Origin of the sequence: Variovorax humicola (assembly GCF_037889915.1) — a bacterium.
Taxonomy (GTDB): Bacteria; Pseudomonadota; Gammaproteobacteria; order Burkholderiales; family Burkholderiaceae_C; genus Variovorax; species Variovorax humicola.
In genome coordinates this window covers 307,761-327,557 of the sequence record NZ_JBBKZV010000001.1, presented here as the reverse complement: position 1 = coordinate 327,557, position 19,797 = coordinate 307,761, and the positions used below count along the sequence as shown (strand labels likewise).

20 protein-coding genes are annotated in these 19,797 nt (G+C 64.9%); all 20 read right to left on the bottom strand.

The window, feature by feature from the left end:
* Entirely contained in the window at positions 1-747 is a 747-nt protein-coding gene (gene hisA / locus WKW80_RS01510; protein WP_340361756.1) for a 1-(5-phosphoribosyl)-5-[(5-phosphoribosylamino)methylideneamino]imidazole-4-carboxamide isomerase, read from the bottom strand.
* A 23-nt stretch (positions 748-770) separates the two neighbouring features.
* On the bottom strand, positions 771-1,427 hold the full coding sequence (hisH, locus tag WKW80_RS01505) for an imidazole glycerol phosphate synthase subunit HisH (protein ID WP_340361755.1): 657 nt from the start codon (positions 1,425-1,427) through the stop codon (positions 771-773).
* Positions 1,428-1,479: 52 nt separating this feature from the next.
* Positions 1,480-2,109, bottom strand: a complete 630-nt coding sequence (gene hisB / locus WKW80_RS01500) for an imidazoleglycerol-phosphate dehydratase HisB (RefSeq protein WP_340361754.1) — start codon at positions 2,107-2,109, stop codon at positions 1,480-1,482.
* Positions 2,106-3,197: a histidinol-phosphate transaminase gene (gene hisC, locus WKW80_RS01495; RefSeq protein WP_340361753.1), complete on the bottom strand. Its 1,092-nt coding sequence runs from the start codon at positions 3,195-3,197 to the stop codon at positions 2,106-2,108. The genes hisB and hisC overlap by 4 nt, the downstream gene beginning before the upstream one ends.
* 5 nt (positions 3,198-3,202) lie before the next feature.
* Positions 3,203-3,553 (bottom strand): hypothetical protein, encoded by a 351-nt coding sequence (locus WKW80_RS01490; RefSeq protein ID WP_340361752.1) that lies wholly within the window; start codon positions 3,551-3,553, stop codon positions 3,203-3,205.
* Complete coding sequence (gene hisD / locus WKW80_RS01485) at positions 3,550-4,920, bottom strand: histidinol dehydrogenase (RefSeq protein ID WP_340361751.1); 1,371 nt, start codon at positions 4,918-4,920, stop codon at positions 3,550-3,552. The genes WKW80_RS01490 and hisD overlap by 4 nt, the downstream gene beginning before the upstream one ends.
* Before the next feature lie 4 nt (positions 4,921-4,924).
* A complete protein-coding gene (hisG, locus tag WKW80_RS01480) occupies positions 4,925-5,569 on the bottom strand; it encodes an ATP phosphoribosyltransferase (RefSeq protein ID WP_340361750.1) in 645 nt (214 codons plus the stop codon).
* Positions 5,566-6,846 (bottom strand): UDP-N-acetylglucosamine 1-carboxyvinyltransferase, encoded by a 1,281-nt coding sequence (murA, locus tag WKW80_RS01475; RefSeq protein WP_340361749.1) that lies wholly within the window; start codon positions 6,844-6,846, stop codon positions 5,566-5,568. Before murA ends, hisG begins: the two co-directional genes overlap by 4 nt.
* Before the next feature lie 39 nt (positions 6,847-6,885).
* Positions 6,886-7,125: a BolA family protein gene (locus WKW80_RS01470; protein ID WP_340361748.1), complete on the bottom strand. Its 240-nt coding sequence runs from the start codon at positions 7,123-7,125 to the stop codon at positions 6,886-6,888.
* A gap of 118 nt (positions 7,126-7,243) precedes the next feature.
* Positions 7,244-8,008 carry an ABC transporter permease gene (locus WKW80_RS01465; RefSeq protein WP_340361747.1) on the bottom strand — a complete coding sequence of 255 codons (765 nt, stop codon included), beginning with the start codon at positions 8,006-8,008 and terminating at the stop codon, positions 7,244-7,246.
* A 22-nt stretch (positions 8,009-8,030) separates the two neighbouring features.
* A complete protein-coding gene (locus WKW80_RS01460; protein ID WP_340361746.1) occupies positions 8,031-8,978 on the bottom strand; it encodes an ABC transporter ATP-binding protein in 948 nt (315 codons plus the stop codon).
* A gap of 34 nt (positions 8,979-9,012) precedes the next feature.
* Positions 9,013-9,285 carry an STAS domain-containing protein gene (locus WKW80_RS01455; protein ID WP_340361745.1) on the bottom strand — a complete coding sequence of 91 codons (273 nt, stop codon included), beginning with the start codon at positions 9,283-9,285 and terminating at the stop codon, positions 9,013-9,015.
* 5 nt (positions 9,286-9,290) lie between these two features.
* Positions 9,291-9,950, bottom strand: coding sequence for an MlaC/ttg2D family ABC transporter substrate-binding protein (locus tag WKW80_RS01450; protein ID WP_340361744.1), 660 nt, complete (start codon positions 9,948-9,950; stop codon positions 9,291-9,293).
* 122 nt (positions 9,951-10,072) lie between these two features.
* Positions 10,073-10,828 carry an MlaA family lipoprotein gene (locus WKW80_RS01445; protein WP_340361743.1) on the bottom strand — a complete coding sequence of 252 codons (756 nt, stop codon included), beginning with the start codon at positions 10,826-10,828 and terminating at the stop codon, positions 10,073-10,075.
* Positions 10,825-11,313 carry an outer membrane lipid asymmetry maintenance protein MlaD gene (gene mlaD, locus WKW80_RS01440; RefSeq protein ID WP_340361742.1) on the bottom strand — a complete coding sequence of 163 codons (489 nt, stop codon included), beginning with the start codon at positions 11,311-11,313 and terminating at the stop codon, positions 10,825-10,827. Before mlaD ends, WKW80_RS01445 begins: the two co-directional genes overlap by 4 nt.
* 143 nt (positions 11,314-11,456) lie before the next feature.
* Positions 11,457-12,239: a lipid asymmetry maintenance ABC transporter permease subunit MlaE gene (mlaE, locus tag WKW80_RS01435; RefSeq protein ID WP_340361741.1), complete on the bottom strand. Its 783-nt coding sequence runs from the start codon at positions 12,237-12,239 to the stop codon at positions 11,457-11,459.
* On the bottom strand, positions 12,236-12,553 hold the full coding sequence (locus WKW80_RS01430) for a hypothetical protein (RefSeq protein WP_340361740.1): 318 nt from the start codon (positions 12,551-12,553) through the stop codon (positions 12,236-12,238). The genes mlaE and WKW80_RS01430 overlap by 4 nt, the downstream gene beginning before the upstream one ends.
* Positions 12,550-13,371, bottom strand: coding sequence for an ABC transporter ATP-binding protein (locus WKW80_RS01425; protein WP_340361739.1), 822 nt, complete (start codon positions 13,369-13,371; stop codon positions 12,550-12,552). The genes WKW80_RS01430 and WKW80_RS01425 overlap by 4 nt, the downstream gene beginning before the upstream one ends.
* 89 nt (positions 13,372-13,460) lie before the next feature.
* Positions 13,461-14,939, bottom strand: coding sequence for a glutamate synthase subunit beta (locus WKW80_RS01420; protein ID WP_340361738.1), 1,479 nt, complete (start codon positions 14,937-14,939; stop codon positions 13,461-13,463).
* Between the two features lie 35 nt (positions 14,940-14,974).
* Positions 14,975-19,714 (bottom strand): glutamate synthase-related protein, encoded by a 4,740-nt coding sequence (locus tag WKW80_RS01415; protein ID WP_340361737.1) that lies wholly within the window; start codon positions 19,712-19,714, stop codon positions 14,975-14,977.
* Positions 19,715-19,797 lie beyond the last annotated feature (83 nt).

Genomic DNA, 19,797 nt, shown 5'->3' with positions numbered 1-19,797 from the left:
TCAGGCGGCGTCGGCCAGTTCGTCGGCGCGCGCCTGGGCGGCCGCAAAGTCCAGGTCGCCCGAGTAGATTGCACGGCCGCAGATGACGCCTTCGACACCATCGGGCTCGACCGCGCACAACTTCTCGATGTCATCCATGTTCGACAGCCCGCCCGATGCGATTACCGGGATGGTCAGCGCCTGCGCCAGCCGCACCGTGGCCTCGATGTTGATGCCCGACAGCATGCCGTCGCGCCCGATGTCGGTGTAGATGATCGATTCGACGCCGTAGTCCTCGAACTTCTTGCCGAGATCCGAGACTTCATGACCGGTGAGCTTGCTCCAGCCGTCGGTGGCGACCTTGCCGTCCTTCGCGTCGAGGCCGACGATGATGTGCCCGCCGAACGCACTGCAGGCATCTTTGAGGAAACCGGGGTTCTTGACGGCGGCGGTACCGATGATCACGTAGCGCAGGCCGTCGTCGATATAGCGCTCGATGGTATCGAGATCACGGATGCCCCCACCGAGCTGCACCGGGATTTCGTCACCGACGGCGCGAAGGATCGCGCGGATGGCACCGTGGTTCTGCGGCTTGCCGGCAAAGGCGCCGTTCAGGTCGACCAGGTGCAGTCGCCGCGCGCCGGCTTCGAGCCACTTGCGCGCCATCGCGGCCGGGTCTTCACTGAAGATGGTGGACTGGTCCATGTCGCCCTGTTTGAGGCGAACACAGTGACCGTCCTTGAGATCGATGGCGGGAATCAGCAGCATGGCAAGGCAACCCGGAGGAGGCTTTAAGGGTTCCAGTGGAGGAAGTTGCGGTAGAGCTGCAACCCGTGGTCCGCACTCTTTTCGGGGTGGAACTGGGTCGCAAAAATATTATCGCGTGCGATGGCGGCCGTAAAGCGCGAACCGTAGTCGGCTTCGCCGACGCTGTGCTTCGCGTCGGCGGGCCGCGCGTAGAAACTGTGCACGAAATAGAAGTAGCTGTTGTCGGGAACACCAGCCCACACCGGGTGCGGCTGCACCTGCTGGACCTGGTTCCAGCCCATCTGGGGCACCTTGAAACGGCTACCGTCGGGCTGGGTACGGCCGGCAAGATCGAACTTGACGACGCGGCCCGGAATGAGGCCGAGGCCATCGGTCGGACCTTCGTCGCTGGCCGACAACAGCATCTGCATGCCGACGCAAACGCCGAACAGCGGCTTGTTGGCGGCAGCCTCGAGCACCGATTCCTGCAGGCCAGAGTCGCGCAGTTCGCGCATGCAGTCGGGCATGGCGCCCTGCCCCGGCAACACGACGCGGGTGGCCTTGCGCACCACGTCAGGGTCTGATGTGACGAAGACCTGCACACCGGCCTGATCGGCCGCATGCTGGACGGCCTGCGACACCGAACGCAGGTTGCCCATGCCGTAGTCCACCACTGCGACTGTGTTTGCTATCGAATTCATAGCTGGACGCGCACGCGGAGCGATCGCTGCAAACCGAACGAACTTGAAATTTTCAGAGGGAACCCTTTGTGGAGGGAATGACGCCGACGGAACGCGGATCGAGTTCAAGCGCGCCGCGCAATGCACGCGCAAAGGCCTTGAACACGGTCTCGCACTGATGGTGCGCGTTCACGCCCTTGAGGTTGTCGATGTGCAGCGTGACCAGGGCATGGTTGGCGAAGCCCTGGAAGAATTCGTAGGTGAGCTGGCTGTCGAAGGTGCCGATCATTCCGCTGGTGAAAGGCACATGCATTTCGAGGCCCGGGCGGCCGGAGAAATCGATGACCACCCGGCTCAGTGCCTCGTCGAGCGGCACGTAGGCATGGCCGTAGCGGCGGATGCCCTTCTTGTCGCCCACGGCCTTGAACACGGCCTGGCCCAGCGTGATACCGACATCTTCCACCGTGTGATGTCCGTCGATGTGCAGGTCGCCCTTGCAGTCGATGTCGAGGTCGATCAGGCCGTGGCGGGCGATCTGGTCGAGCATGTGGTCGAAGAAGCCGATGCCGGTCGAGAGCTTGGCCTTGCCGGTGCCGTCCAGATTGACGCTGACGGTGATTTTGGTTTCGGCGGTGTTGCGGGTGACGGTTGCGGTGCGCGCGCCGGCCGCGACGACTGCTTCGGGTGCCGTGGGGGTGTTCATAGGGATGCTTCGAGCGCTGCCAGCATCTGCACATTCTCGTCGGAAGTCCCGACAGTCAGCCGCAGGCAGTTGGCAAGCAATGGGTGCATTTTAGAAACGTTCTTGACGAGTACGCCGCGTGCCTTCAGGCCGTCGAAGGCCTTTGCGGCATCGGGTACACGGATCAGCACCATGTTGGCGTCGCTCGGCCAGCTCTTCACGGCATTCATGCGGCCCAGCGCGAGGAAGATTCGCGCACGCTCGGCACGGATCTGGGCGGCCTGCGAATCGAAGACATCGGCATGCTCCAGCGCGAACAGCGCGCACTCGCAGTTGAGCACGCTGACGTTGTAGGGCGGGCGCACCTTGTCGATCTCCGCGATGAGCGCGGCCGGCCCCATCAGGTAGCCGAGCCGCACGCCCGCCAACCCGAATTTGCTCAACGTGCGCATCAGCAGCACGTGGCTGTGCTGCGCCGCCTTGCCGATGTAGCTCTTGCCGGCGAAGGGCTGATAGGCCTCGTCGATGACGACCAGGCCGCCCTGCTCCCCTTGCGCCGCGATGACGCGGTCGATGACGGCTTCGCTCCAGAGGTTGGCGGTCGGATTGTTCGGGTAGGCGATATAGACGATGGCCGGCTTCTCCTGCGCAATGGCGGCGAGCATGGCGGCCTCGTCAAGTTCGAAATCGGCGGTGAGCGGCACGCCGACGAACTTCAGGCCCTGCAGTTGCGCACTCATCGCGTACATGACGAAGCCCGGCACCGGCGCGATGACGGTGGCGCCCGGGAGGTCGCAGGCGATGGCCAGCAACGAAATCAGTTCGTCAGAACCGTTGCCCAGCATCAGGTCGAAGCCGGCGGGCATGCCGGCGTGGGCGGCAAGCGCACGCTTGAGGTCATTGCCGCGGTCGCCGGGATAGCGATTCAGCGCGAGCGCGCCAAGGCGCTGGCCGAGCGCCGCCTGCAACGCGGGCGGCAGGCTGAAGGGGTTCTCCATCGCGTCGAGCTTGAGCAGCCCGCGTGCATCCTGCACCGCGTAGGCGTGCATGGATTGGACATCGGCCCGGATGCGGCCGAGCGCTCCGCCGGCGGTTTGGGAAACGTTCATTTGTTTCAGTGGGTACAGCGATAGCTGGTTTGCAGCGCATTCGACATGACGAACTGCACCGGCATGTCGGCTTCGTAGCTGTCAGCGTTGCGGGTGAGTTCGCCCTGGTAGATCGAACGGGCCATGGACGGCTCGAGGCGGCGGCCCTCGACGCAGAACAGCGGCTTGCGCCCGGCCCGTTTCTCGGCATCGCTGGCCTCGCGCAGCCCTTCCAGGACGCCGACCAGGTAGTAGCTGGCGTAGGCCTTGCCGTCTTTCTCGTTGGCTTCGAGCGTGCGCATTTCGCGGATCGTCATGGCCTGGACGCCGATGGCAGCGCAGGCCAGCACAGCGCCCAGGGCGGCCGTGCGCATCATGGCTTTTCAAGCCGCATTTCGGCCGCGCGTGCGTGCGCCTGCAAGCCTTCGCCGTAGGCCAGTTCCGCCGCGATCGGGCCCAGCACCCGGGCCCCCTGCGCGCTGACCTCGATGAGGCTGGAGCGCTTCTGAAAATCGTAGACGCCCAGCGGCGACGAGAAGCGCGCCGTTCCGGAGGTTGGCAGCACATGGTTCGGCCCCGCGCAGTAGTCGCCCAGGCTCTCGCTCGTGAATGCCCCGAGGAAGATCGCGCCGGCGTGCTTCAGCAGCGGCTCCCAGCGATGCGGCTCGTGGCTGCTGACTTCCAGGTGCTCGGGGGCGATGCGGTTGCTGATCTCGCAGGCCTCTTCCATGTCGCGCGTCTGGATCAGCGCGCCGCGGCCGTTCAGCGATGCGGTGATGATCCGGGCCCGCGGCATTTGCGGCAGCAGTTTGTCGATGGACGCCTGTACCGCGTCGATGTAGGCCGCATCGGGACACAGCAAAATACTTTGCGCCAGTTCGTCGTGCTCGGCCTGGCTGAACAGGTCCATCGCAACCCAGTCCGGTGGCGTGCTGCCGTCGGCCAGCACCAGGATCTCGCTCGGGCCGGCGATCATGTCGATGCCCACGGTGCCGAACACCCGGCGCTTGGCCGCGGCCACATAGGCGTTCCCGGGGCCGGTGATCTTGTCGACGGCCGGAATGGTTTCCGTGCCATAGGCCAGCGCCGCGACGGCCTGCGCACCGCCGATGGTGAATGCGCGCGTCACGCCCGCCACAAAGGCAGCGGCGAGCACCAGCACGTTGCGTTCGCCCTCCGACGACGCGGCGGCGCCGGAACCGCCGGTCGCCACGCTGCCCCTTGCGGGTGTCGGCACGACCATGATGATCTCGCCGACGCCGGCAACGTGCGCCGGGATCGCATTCATCAGCAGGCTCGACGGATAGGCTGCCTTGCCGCCCGGCACGTAGATGCCGACGCGATCGAGCGGCGTCACCTTCTGGCCGAGCAGGGTGCCGTCGGCATCGCGGTAGCTCCAGCTTTCGCCGCTCGCCTTCTTCTGTGCCTCGTGATAGCTGCGCACGCGCGCCGCTGCCGCCTGCAATGCATCGCGCTGCGCAACCGGCAGCGAGTCGAAGGCTTCCTTGAAATCGGCCTGCGTCAGTTCCAGGTCTTGCATCGATGCCGGGCCAAGGCCATCGAAGCGGCGCGTGTACTCCAGCACCGCGGCATCACCGCGCTGGCGCACATCGGCCAGCACATCGGCGACCACTTTTTCGATGGCCGCGTCGGCGTCGGCGGACCAATGCAGCCGCGCCTTGAATTCAGCGTCGAAAGTGGCTGAAGTCGTCGAAAGGCGAAGAGGAGCGGCTGTCAAGGTCATGGCGTCAGGATTGCGGAATGGCGGACGCGAAGGCGTCGATGATGCGGCGAATCGGCTCGCGCTTGAGCTTGAGGGCGGCCTGATTGACGACCAGGCGGGCGCTGATGTCCATGATGCGCTCGACCTCGACCAGGTGGTTCGCCCGCAGCGTGTTGCCGGTCGAGACGATGTCGACGATGGCATCGGCGAGCCCCGTGAGCGGCGCGAGTTCCATGCTGCCGTAGAGCTTGATCAGGTCGACATGCACGCCCTTCGTGGCGAAGTGGTCGCGCGCGATGGCGACGAACTTCGTTGCGATCTTGAGGCGCGCTCCCTGGCGCACGGCGTGCGCATAGTCGAAATCTTCCCGCGCGGCGACGCTCATGCGGCAGGCGGCGATCTTGAGGTCCAGCGGCAGGTACAGGCCAGCGGTGCCGTGCTCGATCATGGTGTCGAGGCCGGTCACGCCCAAGTCGGCACCGCCCCATTGCACGTAGGTAGGCACGTCGGAAGCGCGTACCAGGAGCACGCGCACATCCGGTTGCGTGGTCGGCAGGATCAGCTTGCGCGATTTCTCGGGGTCTTCGGTGACCTCGATGCCGGCAGCGGCCAGCAGCGGCAGCGTCTCGTCGAAGATGCGGCCTTTGGAGAGGGCGATGGTGATGGTCATGGGCCGGCTCGCTCGCTGACCCGTTCGATATCGGCGCCGATGCCCCGCAGCTTGGCCTCCATGCGGTCGTACCCGCGGTCGAGGTGGTAGATGCGGTCGACCAGCGTTTCGCCGTCGGCCACCAATCCGGAGATGACCAGGCTGGCCGAGGCGCGGAGGTCGGTCGCCATCACGGTCGCGCCCGACAGTTGCTCCACGCCTTCGACGATCGCCACCTTGCCGTCGGTCTGGATGTGCGCGCCCAGGCGGAGCATTTCGTCGACATGCATGAAGCGGTTCTCGAAGATCGTCTCGGTCACCGTCGAGGTGCCGATCGAGATTGCGTTGAGCGCCATGAACTGGGCCTGCATGTCCGTCGGAAAGCCCGGATATTCGGTGGTGCGGAAGCTTTGCGCCTTGAGACGGCCGGAGGCTTGCACGCGCACGCCGCCTTCGACAGCCATCACTTTCGCGCCGGCTTCGATCAGCTTCTCGACCACGGCATCCATGTGGTCGGCGCGCGCATGGCGCAGCAGCACGTCGCCGCCGGCCGCGGCCACGGCGCAGAGAAAAGTGCCGGCTTCGATGCGATCGGCCACGACGCTGTGCGTGCAGCCGTGCAGGCGCTCCACGCCCTGGACGTGGATGCGGCTGGTGCCATGGCCTTCGATCTTCGCGCCCATCGAAATCAGCATCTCGGCCAGGTCGGGGATCTCCGGCTCTTGTGCCGCGTTCTCGAGCACGGTTTCGCCCTCGGCCAAGGCGGCGGCCATGAGGAAATTCTCGGTGCCGGTAACCGTGACCATGTCGGTCGTGATGCGTGCGCCATGCAGGCGTTGCCGCCCGTCGCGCAAGCCGGCCACCATGTAGCCATGCTCGACCACGATGTCGGCGCCCATGGCCTGCAGTCCCTTGATGTGCTGGTCCACCGGACGCGACCCGATCGCACACCCGCCCGGCAACGAGACCCGTGCCTTGCCGAAGCGCGCCAGCAGCGGGCCCAGGGCGAGCACTGAGGCGCGCATGGTCTTGACCAGTTCGTACGGCGCCTCCAGGTTGTGCAGTGGGCCGGCGTCGATGCTGACCGTGCCGTTGTTATCGCGCTCGGCCGTCACGCCCATGTTGTGCAGCAGCCTCAACATGGTCGTCACGTCCTGCAGCCTCGGCACGTTTTGCAGCGTGACCGGTTCGTCGGTCAGCAGCGCGGCGCACAGTTCGGGCAACGCGGCGTTCTTGGCGCCTGAAATCAGCACCTCGCCGCTGAGCTTGCGCCCGCCGCGAATCAACAATTTGTCCATCAGGAATCCAGCGAGTGGCCTGCGAGGCCGTATTTTTTTCTACTTCTGCGCCGCCCATTCGGCCGGCGTGTAGGTCTTCATCGAGAGTGCATGCACCTCGTCGGTATGCATTTTCGCACCGAGGGTTGCGTAGACCTTCTGGTGACGCTTGATCGCGCGCTGCCCCTCGAACTCGGCCGACACGATGGTCGCGAACCAATGCCGGCCATCACCCTCGAGCGAGAGGTGTTCGCACGGTAGCCCGGCAGCGATGATGGATTTGAGTTCTTCGGCGGTCATGGCGTGAATGCGTATTCATTCGGGAAACACTGTGGAACCGGCATTGCCGGGCCGCTGGTGTTGCCCCCGGTAGGTGGGAGGAGTGCACGAAGTGTGCGGAGCCTTGGGGCGAGCAACATCACCCCCGAATCTTGTAGCCGATGCGAAGCAGGTGAACTGCCACGGCGCTGACGAAGAGCCAGGCCGTGCCCACGATGCCAAAGCTCAACCAGGGCGACGCATCGCTCACGCCGAAGAAACCGTAGCGGAAACCGTCGATCATGTAGAAGAACGGATTCAGGTGGCTGACCTTTTGCCAGAACGGGGGCAGCGAGCCGATCGAATAGAACACGCCCGACAGGAAGGTCATCGGCATGATCAGGAAGTTCTGGAACACCGCCATCTGATCGAACTTCTCGGCCCAGAGACCGGCGATGAGCCCCAACGTCCCGAGTATCGCGGCGCCCAGGAACGCGAAGATGAAGATCCACAGCGGTGCGACGAAATCCGGCAGTGCGAAGAACATTGTCACGGCGAATACGCCGGCGCCCACGACCAGCCCGCGGATGATCGACGACCCGACATAGGCCATGAACCAGCCCCAGTGCGACAGCGGCGTGAGCAATACGAACACGAGGTTGCCCATGATCTTGCTCTGGATGATCGAGGACGAACTGTTGGCAAAGGCGTTCTGCAGCACGCTCATCATTACCAGGCCGGGCACCAGGAACGCGGTGTAGCCGACGGTGCCGTAGACCGTCACGCGGCCTTCGAGCACATGGCCGAACACCATGAGGTACAGCAACGCCGTGAGCACCGGGGCCCCGACGGTCTGGAAGCCGACCTTCCAGAAGCGCAGCGTCTCCTTGTAGAGCAGCGCACGCCAACCGGTGACGGCGATCATAGGGTCCCCTTCGCGGCGCCGCTCATCTCGAAACCTCCAGCGGCGTCTGCTCACCCGCCATCAGATCGATGAACACGTCTTCAAGATCCGCCTTGCGCATCTCGACGTCTTCCACGGCAACGCCGGCTTCGCGGATCGAGGCCAGCAATTGCTCCACCTCGAGCGCATTGCGCGCGGGCAGTTGCACGATGCGGCCGGTGATGCGGGCATGCTGTGCGATGGCCCACGGCAGATCGGCATCGGTCTTGAATCGCAGCACATTGCTATGGGCCGAACTCAACAAGGCGCTGGTGCTGTCGAGTGCGATCACGCGCCCCAGCTTCAACATGGCAATGCGATTGCAGAGCGCCTCGGCTTCTTCGAGATAGTGCGTGGTCAACAGCACTGTGCTGCCCTGCTTGTTGAGTTTGGCAACGAACTGCCACAGCGTCTGCCGCAGCTCGACGTCGACCCCGGCGGTGGGCTCGTCCAGCACGATCACCGGGGGCTTGTGCACCAGCGCCTGCGCCACCAGCACGCGCCGCTTCATGCCGCCTGAAAGCTGGCGCATGTTGGCCGAGGCCTTGTCGGTCAGGCCGAGGCTGTGCAGCAGTTCGTCAATCCAGGCCTCGTTGTTCCGGATGCCGAAATAGCCCGACTGGATGCGCAGCGACTCGCGCACATTGAAGAACGGGTCGAACACCAGTTCCTGCGGAACGATGCCGAGCTGGCGGCGCGCTTCGCCGTAGTCGCGCTGGACGTCGAATCCGCGCACGCTGATGGCGCCAGCGGTGGGCCGCGAAAGGCCGGCGAGCATGCTGATGAGTGTGGTCTTGCCGGCGCCATTGGGGCCGAGAAGGCCGAAGAATTCGCCCTCTTCGATCTGGAATGAGACCTCGTCGACCGCACGCAGGCCCGATTTACCTTGGGCCCGTTGCTGACGTGAGGGGGAATAGGTCTTGGAGACCGACTGGAACGAGATCGCGGGCATGGGAGCCGGCGATTTTATGCTGCGTGCAGTTTGATCAGGGTGCGGCGGGCAAAAGCCCTGCCACGCCGTACAACGCGGCAAGCTCGCGCAGCCTTGGCGGCAAGCCCTTGACCGCGAACCCGCGACCCGCCGCGCTGGCCTCGCGGCGGCACTCGAGCAGCACCGCAATGGCCGACGAGTCGAAATGCGTCAACGCGCTGGCGTCCACGACCGTCACCGAGTCATGGGTGGCCGACTGCCCTTGCTGCAGCATGCGCAGGCAGGCTGGGGCGTCGTCATGCAGCAGGCGGTTGGGCAACACCAGCATGTTGGTCAGCTCTTGACGCTGCCCTTGTTGCGCGCGGCCAGCGTGGCAATCAGGCCGTCAATTCCCTTGCTGTTGATTTCTTGCGCAAACTGTGTGCGGTAGGTATCCACGAGCCAGATGCCAAGCACGTTCAGGTTGTAGATCTTCCAACCGCTGCCTTCGCCCGGCGTCTTTTCGAGCCGGTAGTCGAGTTGAATCGGCTCTCCGCCGTTGGCGCCCCTGACTTCGGTGCGCACCAGCACGTCCTTGTCGTCGGGCGAGCCGCGCAACGGCCGCACGGTAACGGTCTGGTCTGTCACCTGGTCGAGCGCGCCGGAGTAGGTGCGCACGAGCAGGATCTTGAATTCTTCCTGCAGGCGTTTTTGTTGCTCGGGCGTCGCCGTGCGCCATGCCTGGCCGACAGCCGACGCAGTCATGCGCTGGAAATTCAGGTTCGGCATGACCTTGGCGTCGACCAGCGCCATGATCTTGTTGATGTCGCCCGCCTTGATCGACTTGTCATTGCGCAGCGTGTCGAGCACCTCCGTTGTCAGTCGCTTGACCAGGGCGTCTGGCGCCTCGTCGGCGGCGCGAGCCGGGCTCACGTAAACGGCAGCAGCACTGAATAGCAGCGCACTCGCCAGGGCAAAACGACCAAATGCGCGGCGTTTCAGAATCTGGTTCATCAGAAAAGTCCTTTTTGTCAAAAATGGGCCTCAAGGGCCCTCAACGCTTCAGAGCGGCGCGCGAGGGACACGGTTCCCGCAGGGCGAGGGCGCCCCCGCAACCAAATGCAAGCAAAGTGTGATCAACGACCGCGTCCGCTGTCGTCATCGTCACGCGGCTTGCCGTCGTCCACTTCGGCCTGGCGGCGCTGCAGGTAGATATCACGCGTGAACGAGTACTTGTCGAGAGCAGCATCCCCCAGGATTTGGCCGGCCCTCAGGAACTGCGCGCGCGCATCCACGACGCGCAGGACGTAGCTCACGTCGCGTGCCGCAACCGGCTTGATGGCGGCCACTCCGTCTGCATTGAGGTCAACCAGAAGCGCCGCGGTGTCGCGCACCGTCGACGGCCCCAGCACCGGCAACAGGATATACGGTCCCGACGGAACGCCCCAGCGACCCAGCGTCTGGCCGAAGTCTTCGCGATGCCGCTCGATTCCGAGTTCGGTGGCCACATCGAGAATCCCGCCAAGCCCGAACACCGTATTGACGTTCAGGCGCATGAAGGTCTGGGCGCTGTTCTGCGCCCGCAACTGCATCACGCTGTTGGCAAAGCTCCAGACGTCCCCGATGTTATTGAAGAAATTGGTCACACCGGTGCGCACGGGCTGAGGCAGCACTGCGCGGTAGGCCCTCGCCGCGGGCACGAGCACGGCTTCGTCGACCGCCTCGTTGAGGCGAAAGACGCCGCGGTTGAACGGCTCGAACGGGTCGGCGGGATTGGTGGTTTGAGCGCCGGCATGGCCAGCGATCAAGGCGAGGCCGGCTGCGGCACCGGCCAATCGTGCGCTCTTGGCCATCTTCCGGATGGCACTGCGTGGTACAGGACTGCGTTTCATTTCTTGGAGTTGTTGTTCTGCGAGCTGCCGCCTTCGGCTGCCTTGCTGTAGAGGAACTGACTGATCAGGTTTTCCAGCACGACGGCGGACTGCGTGGCGGTGATCGTGTCACCAGCCTGCAGTGTTTTCTCTTCGGCGCCCGCTTCGATTCCGATGTATTGCTCGCCGAGCAAGCCACTGGTCAGGATCTTGAGCGAACTGTCCTTGGGGAAACTGTAGCGACTCTGCAATGCCAACGTGACGCTGGCCTGGTAATTCTTGTCGTCGAACATGATGGATTCGACACGCCCCACGACCACTCCCGCGCTCTTGATGGCAGTCTGGGGTTTGAGGCCGCCGATGTTGTCGAATCGCGCCGTGACGGAATACGTTTTCTGGAAATTCAGACTCAGCAGGTTAGCCGATTGCAATGCGAGAAACAGCAATGCTGCCGCGCCGATCAGTACGAACAGGCCGACCCAGATGTCTTTGTTGGAGCGTTGCATTTCAATCTTTCCACATTTCTACCTGATGTCCTGGTGACTGCATTCGGGAGACACCGCGGAACCGGCTTCGCCGGGCCGCTGGTGTTGCCCCCGACAAGGGGGTTGGAGGCCACACGAAGTGGGCAAGCCTGGGGTGTACCTGTTCATATGCTGAACATCATGGCGGTCAGCAGGAAATCGAATCCGAGCACGGTAAGCGAAGCCATCACCACCGTGCGCGTGGTGGCGCGCGAGACGCCTTCGGGCGTCGCTTGCGCTTCATAGCCCTGCAGCAGCGCGATGAATGTGACGGCGAACCCGAACACGACACTCTTCACTACGCCATTGCCCACATCGCGCCACACATCCACGCCGCCCTGCATCTGGCCCCAGAACGAGCCCGGATCGACGCCGAGCATGAGCACGCCGACGACATAGCCGCCGATCACGCCAACCGCGCTGAATACCGCCGCAAGCAATGGCATGGTGATGACGCCCGCCCAGAAGCGCGGCGCAAGGATGCGCAGCACCGGATCGACCGCCATCATCTCCATGGCGCTGAGTTGTTCGCCCGCCTTCATGAGACCGATCTCCGCCGTGAGCGACGTACCGGCACGCCCGGCGAAAAGCAACGCGGCAACGACCGGGCCGAGTTCCCGGACGAGGCCCAGCGCCACCAGCAGGCCCAGGGCCTCGGCCGAACCGTAGCGCTGCAATGTGTAGTAGCCCTGCAGGCCCAGCACGAAACCCACGAACAGGCCGGACACGGCAATGATCGCGAGCGAATAGTTGCCGAGGAAGTGAATCTGGTCGCGCACCAGGCCGAAGCGGCGCAGCGCCTTGGCACCCGGACCCAGGAGCCGCACGAACAACCCGGCCGCATGGCCGATGTTCGCGAGCTTGCTTCGCACGGCGAAGCCGATGTCGGAGGGCCTCCACCAACTCATTGCGAATCCTCCGTGCTGCGCACTGCGGTGCGAGTGCCTTCGGGCGGCCGGGCGGCGCTCATCTTGAAAACCTCCGTGCTGCGCACTGCGGTGCGAGCGCCTTCGGGCGGCCGGGCGGCGCTCATCTTGAAAACCTCCGTGCCGCGCACTGCGGTGCGAGCGCCTTCGGGCGGCCGGGCGGCGCTCATCTTGAAAACCTCCGTGCTGCGCACTGCGGTGCGAGCGCCTTCGGGCGGCCGGGCGGCGCTCATCTTGAAAACCTCCGTGCTGCGCACTGCGGTTCGAGCGCCTTCGGGCGGCCGGGCGGCGCTCATGCCCGCCCCCCTTCCGAGTTTCCGAAGTCGTCCGCCACGCTCACGGCCGGATAGTGAAAATGCACGGGCCCATCCGGCAGTGCATTCACGAACTGATGCACCAGCGGGTCGGCGCTCTTGCGCACGTCGTCCGGTCGGCCCTGCGCGGCGATGCCGCCGTTGGCCAGGATGATCACGTGGTCAGCAATTCGGAAGGTTTCCTCGAGGTCGTGCGACACCACGATGCTGGTGAGGCCAAGCGTGTCGTTCAGTTGGCGGATGAGCCGCGCCGCGGTGCCGAGGGAGATCGGGTCGAGGCCGGCGAAGGGCTCGTCGTACATCACGAGGTCGGGATCGAGCGCGATCGCACGCGCCAACGCGACGCGCCGCGCCATGCCCCCCGACACCTCGCTGGGCATCAGGTCGCGCGCGCCGCGCAGTCCCACCGCATCGAGCTTCATCAAGACGATGTCGCGCACCAGCGCCTCGGGCAAATCGGTGTGCTCGCGCAATGGAAACGCCACGTTGTCGAGCACGCTCATGTCGGTGAACAGCGCACCGAACTGGAACAGCATGCCCATGCGGCGCCGGGCCCTGTAGAGCTCTGCCGGCGCTATCTTGCCGATGTCCTGGCCGTCGAACAGCACCTGGCCCCGCTGGGCGCGCTGCTGCCCGCCGATGAGGCGCAACACGGTGGTCTTGCCACCGCCGGAGGCGCCCATGAGCGCCGTGACCTTGCCGCGAGGCACGCTGAAGGACACGCCGTCGAGGATGGCGCGCACGCCATAGCCGAACCTGACGTCCTTGAATTCAACCAATGGTGGGGAAGCAGTACTCATCAAATGGAAAAGCCGGGACCCTCTTCAGGCATCCCGGCTCAGCGGAGCCCCCATGATAAATGAACCGAGGGGCCTCCCTTCGGCAGCAGTCAACGCGGAAGGTCGCTATAGCCCATGAGGAACTCGTCCACCGCGCGCGCAGCCTGGCGGCCTTCGCGGATGGCCCAGACCACGAGCGATTGCCCGCGGCGGATGTCACCGGCCGCGAACACCTTCGGCACGCTGGTCGCGTAGCCGCCGATGAATTCCACCGTGGCCTTGGCATTGCCGCGCGCGTCCTTCTCGACTCCGAAGGCATCGAGCACGCCCGCGACCGGGCTCACGAAACCCATCGCCAACAGCACCAGGTCGGCCTTCAGCGTCTTCTCGCTGCCGGCGACCTCGACCATCTTGCCGTCCTTCCACTCGACGCGAACGGTCTTCAGGCCCGTGACCTTGCCCTTCTCGCCGATGAATTCCTTCGTGGAGATGGCGAACTCGCGCTCGCAGCCTTCCTCGTGGCTCGAGCTGGTGCGCAGCTTGATCGGCCAGTAGGGCCAGGTCAGCGGTCGGTTCTCTTCCTCGGGCGGCTGCGGCATCACCTCGAACTGGGTCACGCTGACGGCGCCATGGCGATTGCTCGTGCCCACGCAGTCGGAGCCGGTGTCGCCACCGCCGATCACGATGACGTGCTTGCCGTCGGCGCGGATCTGGCCCTTGACCTTGTCGCCGGCATTGACCTTGTTCTGCAGCGGCAGGAACTCCATCGCGAAATGGATGCCGTCGAGGTCGCGGCCCGGCACCGGCAAGTCGCGCGATTGCTCCGCGCCGCCGGTCAGCACCACCGCATCGAACTCCTTGTCGAGTTCTTCGGGCGTGACGATTTCCTTGGCCCAGTTGATGACCTTGGAGCCCTTGCCGAGCGGGTCCTTCGCGGCACCGACCATCACGCCCAGGCGGAAGGTGACGCCTTCGGCCTTCATCTGCTCGACGCGGCGGTCGATGTGCGACTTCTCCATCTTGAAGTCAGGAATGCCGTAGCGCAGCAGGCCGCCGACACGGTCGTTCTTCTCGAACAGCGTGACGTCGTGGCCGACACGCGCCAGCTGCTGGGCCGCCGCCATGCCGGCTGGGCCAGAGCCGACGACCGCGACCTTCTTGCCGGTCTTGTGCCGTGCCGGGCGCGGCTCGACCCAGCCTTCGTCCCAGGCGCGGTCGATGATCGCGTGCTCGATCGACTTGATGCCGATCGGGTCGTCATTCACGTTCAGCACGCAGGCTGCCTCGCAGGGCGCGGGGCAGATGCGGCCGGTGAACTCGGGGAAGTTGTTGGTCGAGTCGAGCACCGCGAAGGCGCTTTGCCAGTCGTCGCGGTACACCAGGTCGTTGAAGTCCGGAATGATGTTGTTGACCGGGCAGCCGCTGTTGCAGAACGGCGTGCCGCAGTCCATGCAGCGCGCGCCCTGCACCTTGGCTTGCGCAGGCGTCAGGCCGACGACGAATTCCTTGTAGTGCTTGACGCGTTCCCCGACGGGCTTGTAGCCCTCTTCGATGCGCTCATGCTCCATGAAACCGGTGATTTTTCCCATCGTGAAATCCTCTGTTCGTTCTTGTGTGCGCCGGCTCAAACCTTCGCAGGCTTGCGCGTCGCGTGTGGCTCCAGGCCGGCATGCGCATCGTTGCCGCTGCTGGCGAGCTCAACCTGGCGGTCGTGGATCTCGGCGAGCGCGCGCTTGTATTCGTTCGGGAACACCTTCACGAACTTCGTGCGGGCGGTCGGCCAGTCGTCGAGCAACTCGCGTGCGCGCTTGCTGCCGGTCCAGCGGTGGTGGTCCTCCAGCAGCTTCTTGAGTTGCGCCTCGTCGGTCTGGCCGGTGTGCCAGATCTTGCGGTGCATGCTCGCGGTCTGCTCGGCGCTGGTCAGCACCTTGTCGAGCGAGACCATCGAGAGGTTGCAGCGCGATGCGAACTGACCGTCCTCGTCGTAGACGAAGGCCACGCCGCCGCTCATGCCGGCCGCGAAGTTGCGGCCGGTCTTGCCCAGCACCGCGACCGTGCCGCCGGTCATGTATTCGCAACCGTGGTCGCCGGTGCCTTCGACGACGGCCGTCGCGCCCGACAGTCGCACGGCAAAGCGTTCGCCGGCCACGCCGCAGAAGTAGGCCTCGCCCGTGGTCGCGCCGTACATGACGGTGTTGCCCACGATGGTGTTGCGCACCGCCTCGCCGCGGAAGTCCAGGCTCGGCCGCACGACGATGCGCCCGCCCGACAGGCCCTTGCCGGTGTAGTCGTTCGCGTCGCCGATCAGGTACAGCGTGATGCCGCGCGCCAGGAAGGCGCCGAACGACTGGCCGCCCGTCCCTTCGAGCTGGATGCGGATCGAATCGTCCGGCAGGCCCTCGGGATGCACGCGGGTCAGCGCGCCCGACAGCTTGGCGCCGACCGTGCGGTTGACGTTGCGGGCCACCTCGATGAACTGCACCTTCTCGCCCTTGTCGATGGCCGCACGCGACTTCTCGATGAGCTTGGTGTCGAGGTTGTGCTCGAGGCCGTGGTCCTGGTTCTCGACGTGGTAGCGCGGCACGTCGGCCGGCACCTCGGGCAGCGCGAACAGGCGGCTGAAGTCGAGGCCGCTGGCCTTCCAGTGGGCGATGCCCTTCTTCATGTCGAGCAGGTCGGCGCGGCCGATCATGTCGTCGAACTTGCGGATGCCCAGCTGCGCCATGATCTGGCGCACTTCTTCCGCGATGAAGAAGAAGTAGTTGACGACGTGCTCCGGCTTGCCCGAGAACTTCTTGCGCAGCACCGGGTCCTGCGTGGCCACGCCCACCGGGCAGGTGTTCAGGTGGCACTTGCGCATCATGATGCAGCCTTCGACGATCAGCGGCGCGGTGGCGAAGCCGAATTCGTCGGCACCCAGCAGTGCGCCGATGGCGACGTCGCGGCCGGTCTTCATCTGGCCGTCGGCCTGCACGCGGACGCGGCCGCGCAGGCGGTTCAGCACCAGCGTCTGCTGCGTCTCGGCCAGGCCGATTTCCCACGGACCGCCCGCGTGCTTGATCGACGACCAGGGCGAGGCGCCCGTCCCGCCGTCATGGCCCGCGATGACGATGTGGTCGCTCTTGCACTTGGTCACGCCTGCGGCCACGGTGCCCACGCCCACTTCGCTGACCAGCTTGGTGCTGATGCTGGCGTGCGGCGCGACGTTCTTCAGGTCGTGGATGAGCTGCGCCAGGTCTTCGATCGAGTAGATGTCGTGGTGCGGTGGCGGTGAGATCAGGCCCACGCCCGGCACCGAGTAGCGCAGCGCGCCGATGTAGTTCGACACCTTGCCGCCGGGCAGTTGGCCGCCCTCGCCGGGCTTGGCGCCCTGCGCCATCTTGATCTGGATCTGGTCGGCGGAGGTCAGGTATTCGGCCGTGACGCCGAAGCGACCCGAGGCCACCTGCTTGATCTTCGAACGCAGCGAGTCGCCGGCCTTCAGCGGCAGGTCGACTTCGACGTTGGCTTCGCCGACGACGCTCTTGAGCGAATCGCCGAGCTTGATCGGGATGCCCTTGAGCTCGTTGCGATAGCGCAAGGGGTCTTCGCCGCCTTCGCCGGTGTTGCTCTTGCCGCCGATGCGGTTCATTGCGACGGCCAGCGTGGTGTGCGCTTCGGTGCTGATCGAGCCGAGCGACATCGCGCCGGTGGCAAAGCGCTTGACGATCTCGACAGCGGTCTCGACCTCTTCCACGGGAATCGCCTTCGCCGGATCGATCTTGAACTCGAACAGGCCGCGCAGCGTCATGTGGCGGCGGCTCTGGTCGTTGACGATCTGGGCGTATTCCTTGTAAGTGCTCCAGTTGTTGGCGCGCGTGCTGTGCTGCAGCTTGGCGATCGCGTCGGGCGTCCACATGTGGTCTTCGCCGCGCGCGCGCCAGGCGTACTCGCCGCCGGCGTCGAGCATGTTGGCCAGCACCGGGTCGTCACTGAAGGCGGCGGCGTGCGTGCGCAGGGTTTCCTCGGCAATCTCGAACACGCCGATGCCCTCGACGCGGCTCGCGGTGCCGGTGAAGTACTTGGCGACGGTGTCGCTGTTCAGGCCGATGGCTTCGAACAACTGGGCGCCGCAGTAGCTCATGTAGGTGCTCACGCCCATCTTGGACATGATCTTCGACAGGCCCTTGCCGATCGCCTTCACGTAGTTGTAGATCGCCTTCTCGGCCGACAGGTCGCCGGGCAGGTCGGCGTGCATGGATGCCAGCGTTTCCATCGCCAGGTACGGGTGCACGGCCTCCGCGCCGTAGCCGGCGAGCACGCCGAAGTGATGCACTTCACGCGCGCTGCCGGTTTCGACCACGAGGCCGGCGGTCGTACGCAGGCCTTCGCGCACCAGGTGCTGGTGGATTGCGCTCGATGCGAGCAGTGCCGGGATCGCCACCTTCGTCGCGCTCAGCGCACGGTCACTCACGATCAGGATGTTGCTGCCGCCCTTGATCGCATCGACCGCTTCGGCGCACAGCGAGGCCAGCTTGGCCTCGATGCCTTCACGCCCCCAGTCGGCCGGATAGGTGATGTCGAGCGTGCTGCTGCGGAATTTGCCCTGCGTGTACTTCGCGATGTCGCGCAGCTTCGCCATGTCGGTGAAGTCGAGGATCGGCTGCGTCACTTCGAGCCGCATCGGCGGGTTGACCTGGTTGATGTCCAGCAGGTTCGGCTTGGGGCCGATGAAGCTGTTGAGCGACATCACGATCGCCTCGCGGATCGGGTCGATCGGCGGGTTCGTCACCTGCGCGAACATCTGGCGGAAGTAGTTGTAGAGCGGCTTGTTCTTGCTCGACAGCACGGCCAGCGGGCTGTCGTTGCCCATCGAGCCGATGCCCTCTTCGCCGGCTTGCGCCATCGGGCTCATGAGGAACTTGATGTCCTCCTGCGTGTAGCCGAAGGCCTGCTGGCGGTCGAGCAGCGACACGTCGCTGGCAGGCACCTTGGCCGGCGGCGCTTCCACGCTGTCGAGCTTGATACGCAGGTTCTCGATCCACTGCTTGTAGGGCTTGGTGTTGACGACGTTGGCCTTGAGCTCGTCGTCGTCGATCATGCGGCCCTGCTCCAGGTCGATCAGGAACATCTTGCCGGGCTGCAGGCGCCACTTGCGCACGATCTTGTGCTCGGGCACCGGCAGCACGCCGGATTCCGAGGCCATGATGACCAGGTCGTCGTCGGTCACGCAGTAGCGCGAGGGGCGCAGGCCATTACGGTCCAGCGTGGCGCCGATCTGGCGGCCGTCGGTGAACACGATGGAAGCCGGGCCATCCCACGGTTCCATCATCGCGGCGTGGTATTCGTAGAAGGCGCGGCGGCGCTCGTCCATGTTGCCGTGCTGCTCCCACGGCTCGGGAATCATCATCATCACGGCCTGGCTGATCGGGTAGCCGGCCATGCTCATGAGTTCGAGGCAATTGTCGAAAGTGGCCGTGTCGGACTGGCCGGCAAAGCTGATCGGGTAGAGCTTCTTGAGGTCGGCCGCGAGCACGGGCGAGGACATCACGCCTTCACGCGCCAGCATCCAGTTGTAGTTGCCGCGCACCGTGTTGATTTCGCCGTTGTGGGCAACGTAGCGGTACGGGTGGGCCAGCGGCCACTTGGGGAAGGTGTTGGTCGAGAAGCGCTGGTGCACCAGGCCCAGGGCCGAGACGCAGCGCTCGTCGGCGAGATCCTTGTAGTACACGCCGACCTGGTCGGCCAGCAGCAGGCCCTTGTAGACCACCGTGCGGCTCGACATGCTCGGAACGTAGTATTCCTTGCTGTGCTTGAGCTCGAGGTTCTGGATGTTGGCGCTGGCGGTCTTGCGGATCACGTAGAGCTTGCGTTCGAGCGCGTCCTGCACGATCACGTCGTTGCCGCGGCCGATGAAGACCTGGCGCAGGATCGGCTCGGTCTTCTTGACTGCCGGCGACATGGGCATTTCACGGTTGACCGGCACGTCGCGCCAGCCCAGCAGGACCTGGCCCTCGGCCTTGATTGCGCGCTCCATCTCCTGCTCGCATGCCATGCGCGAGGCATGTTCCTTGGGCAGGAAGATCATGCCGACGCCGTATTCGCCGTAGGGCGGCAGCGTCACGCCCTGCTTGCTCATCTCCTCGCGATAGAGCGCATCGGGGATCTGGATCAGGATGCCGGCGCCATCGCCCATCAGCTTGTCGGCGCCCACTGCGCCCCGATGGTCGATGTTCTCGAGGATCTTGAGAGCCTGGGTGACGATGTCGTGGCGCTTCTCGCCTTTGATATGGGCTACGAAACCGAGGCCGCAGGCATCATGTTCGTTGGCGGACGAATACAGCCCGTGTTTTTCGAGGTGTTGGATCTCTGCGTCCGTGGTCATGGGCGTACTCCTTCTTCAATTCTTTCGCGGGGAAACGGAGAATATTGCATTGCACAAATAGTGCCAAGAACTTTAATTGGGGT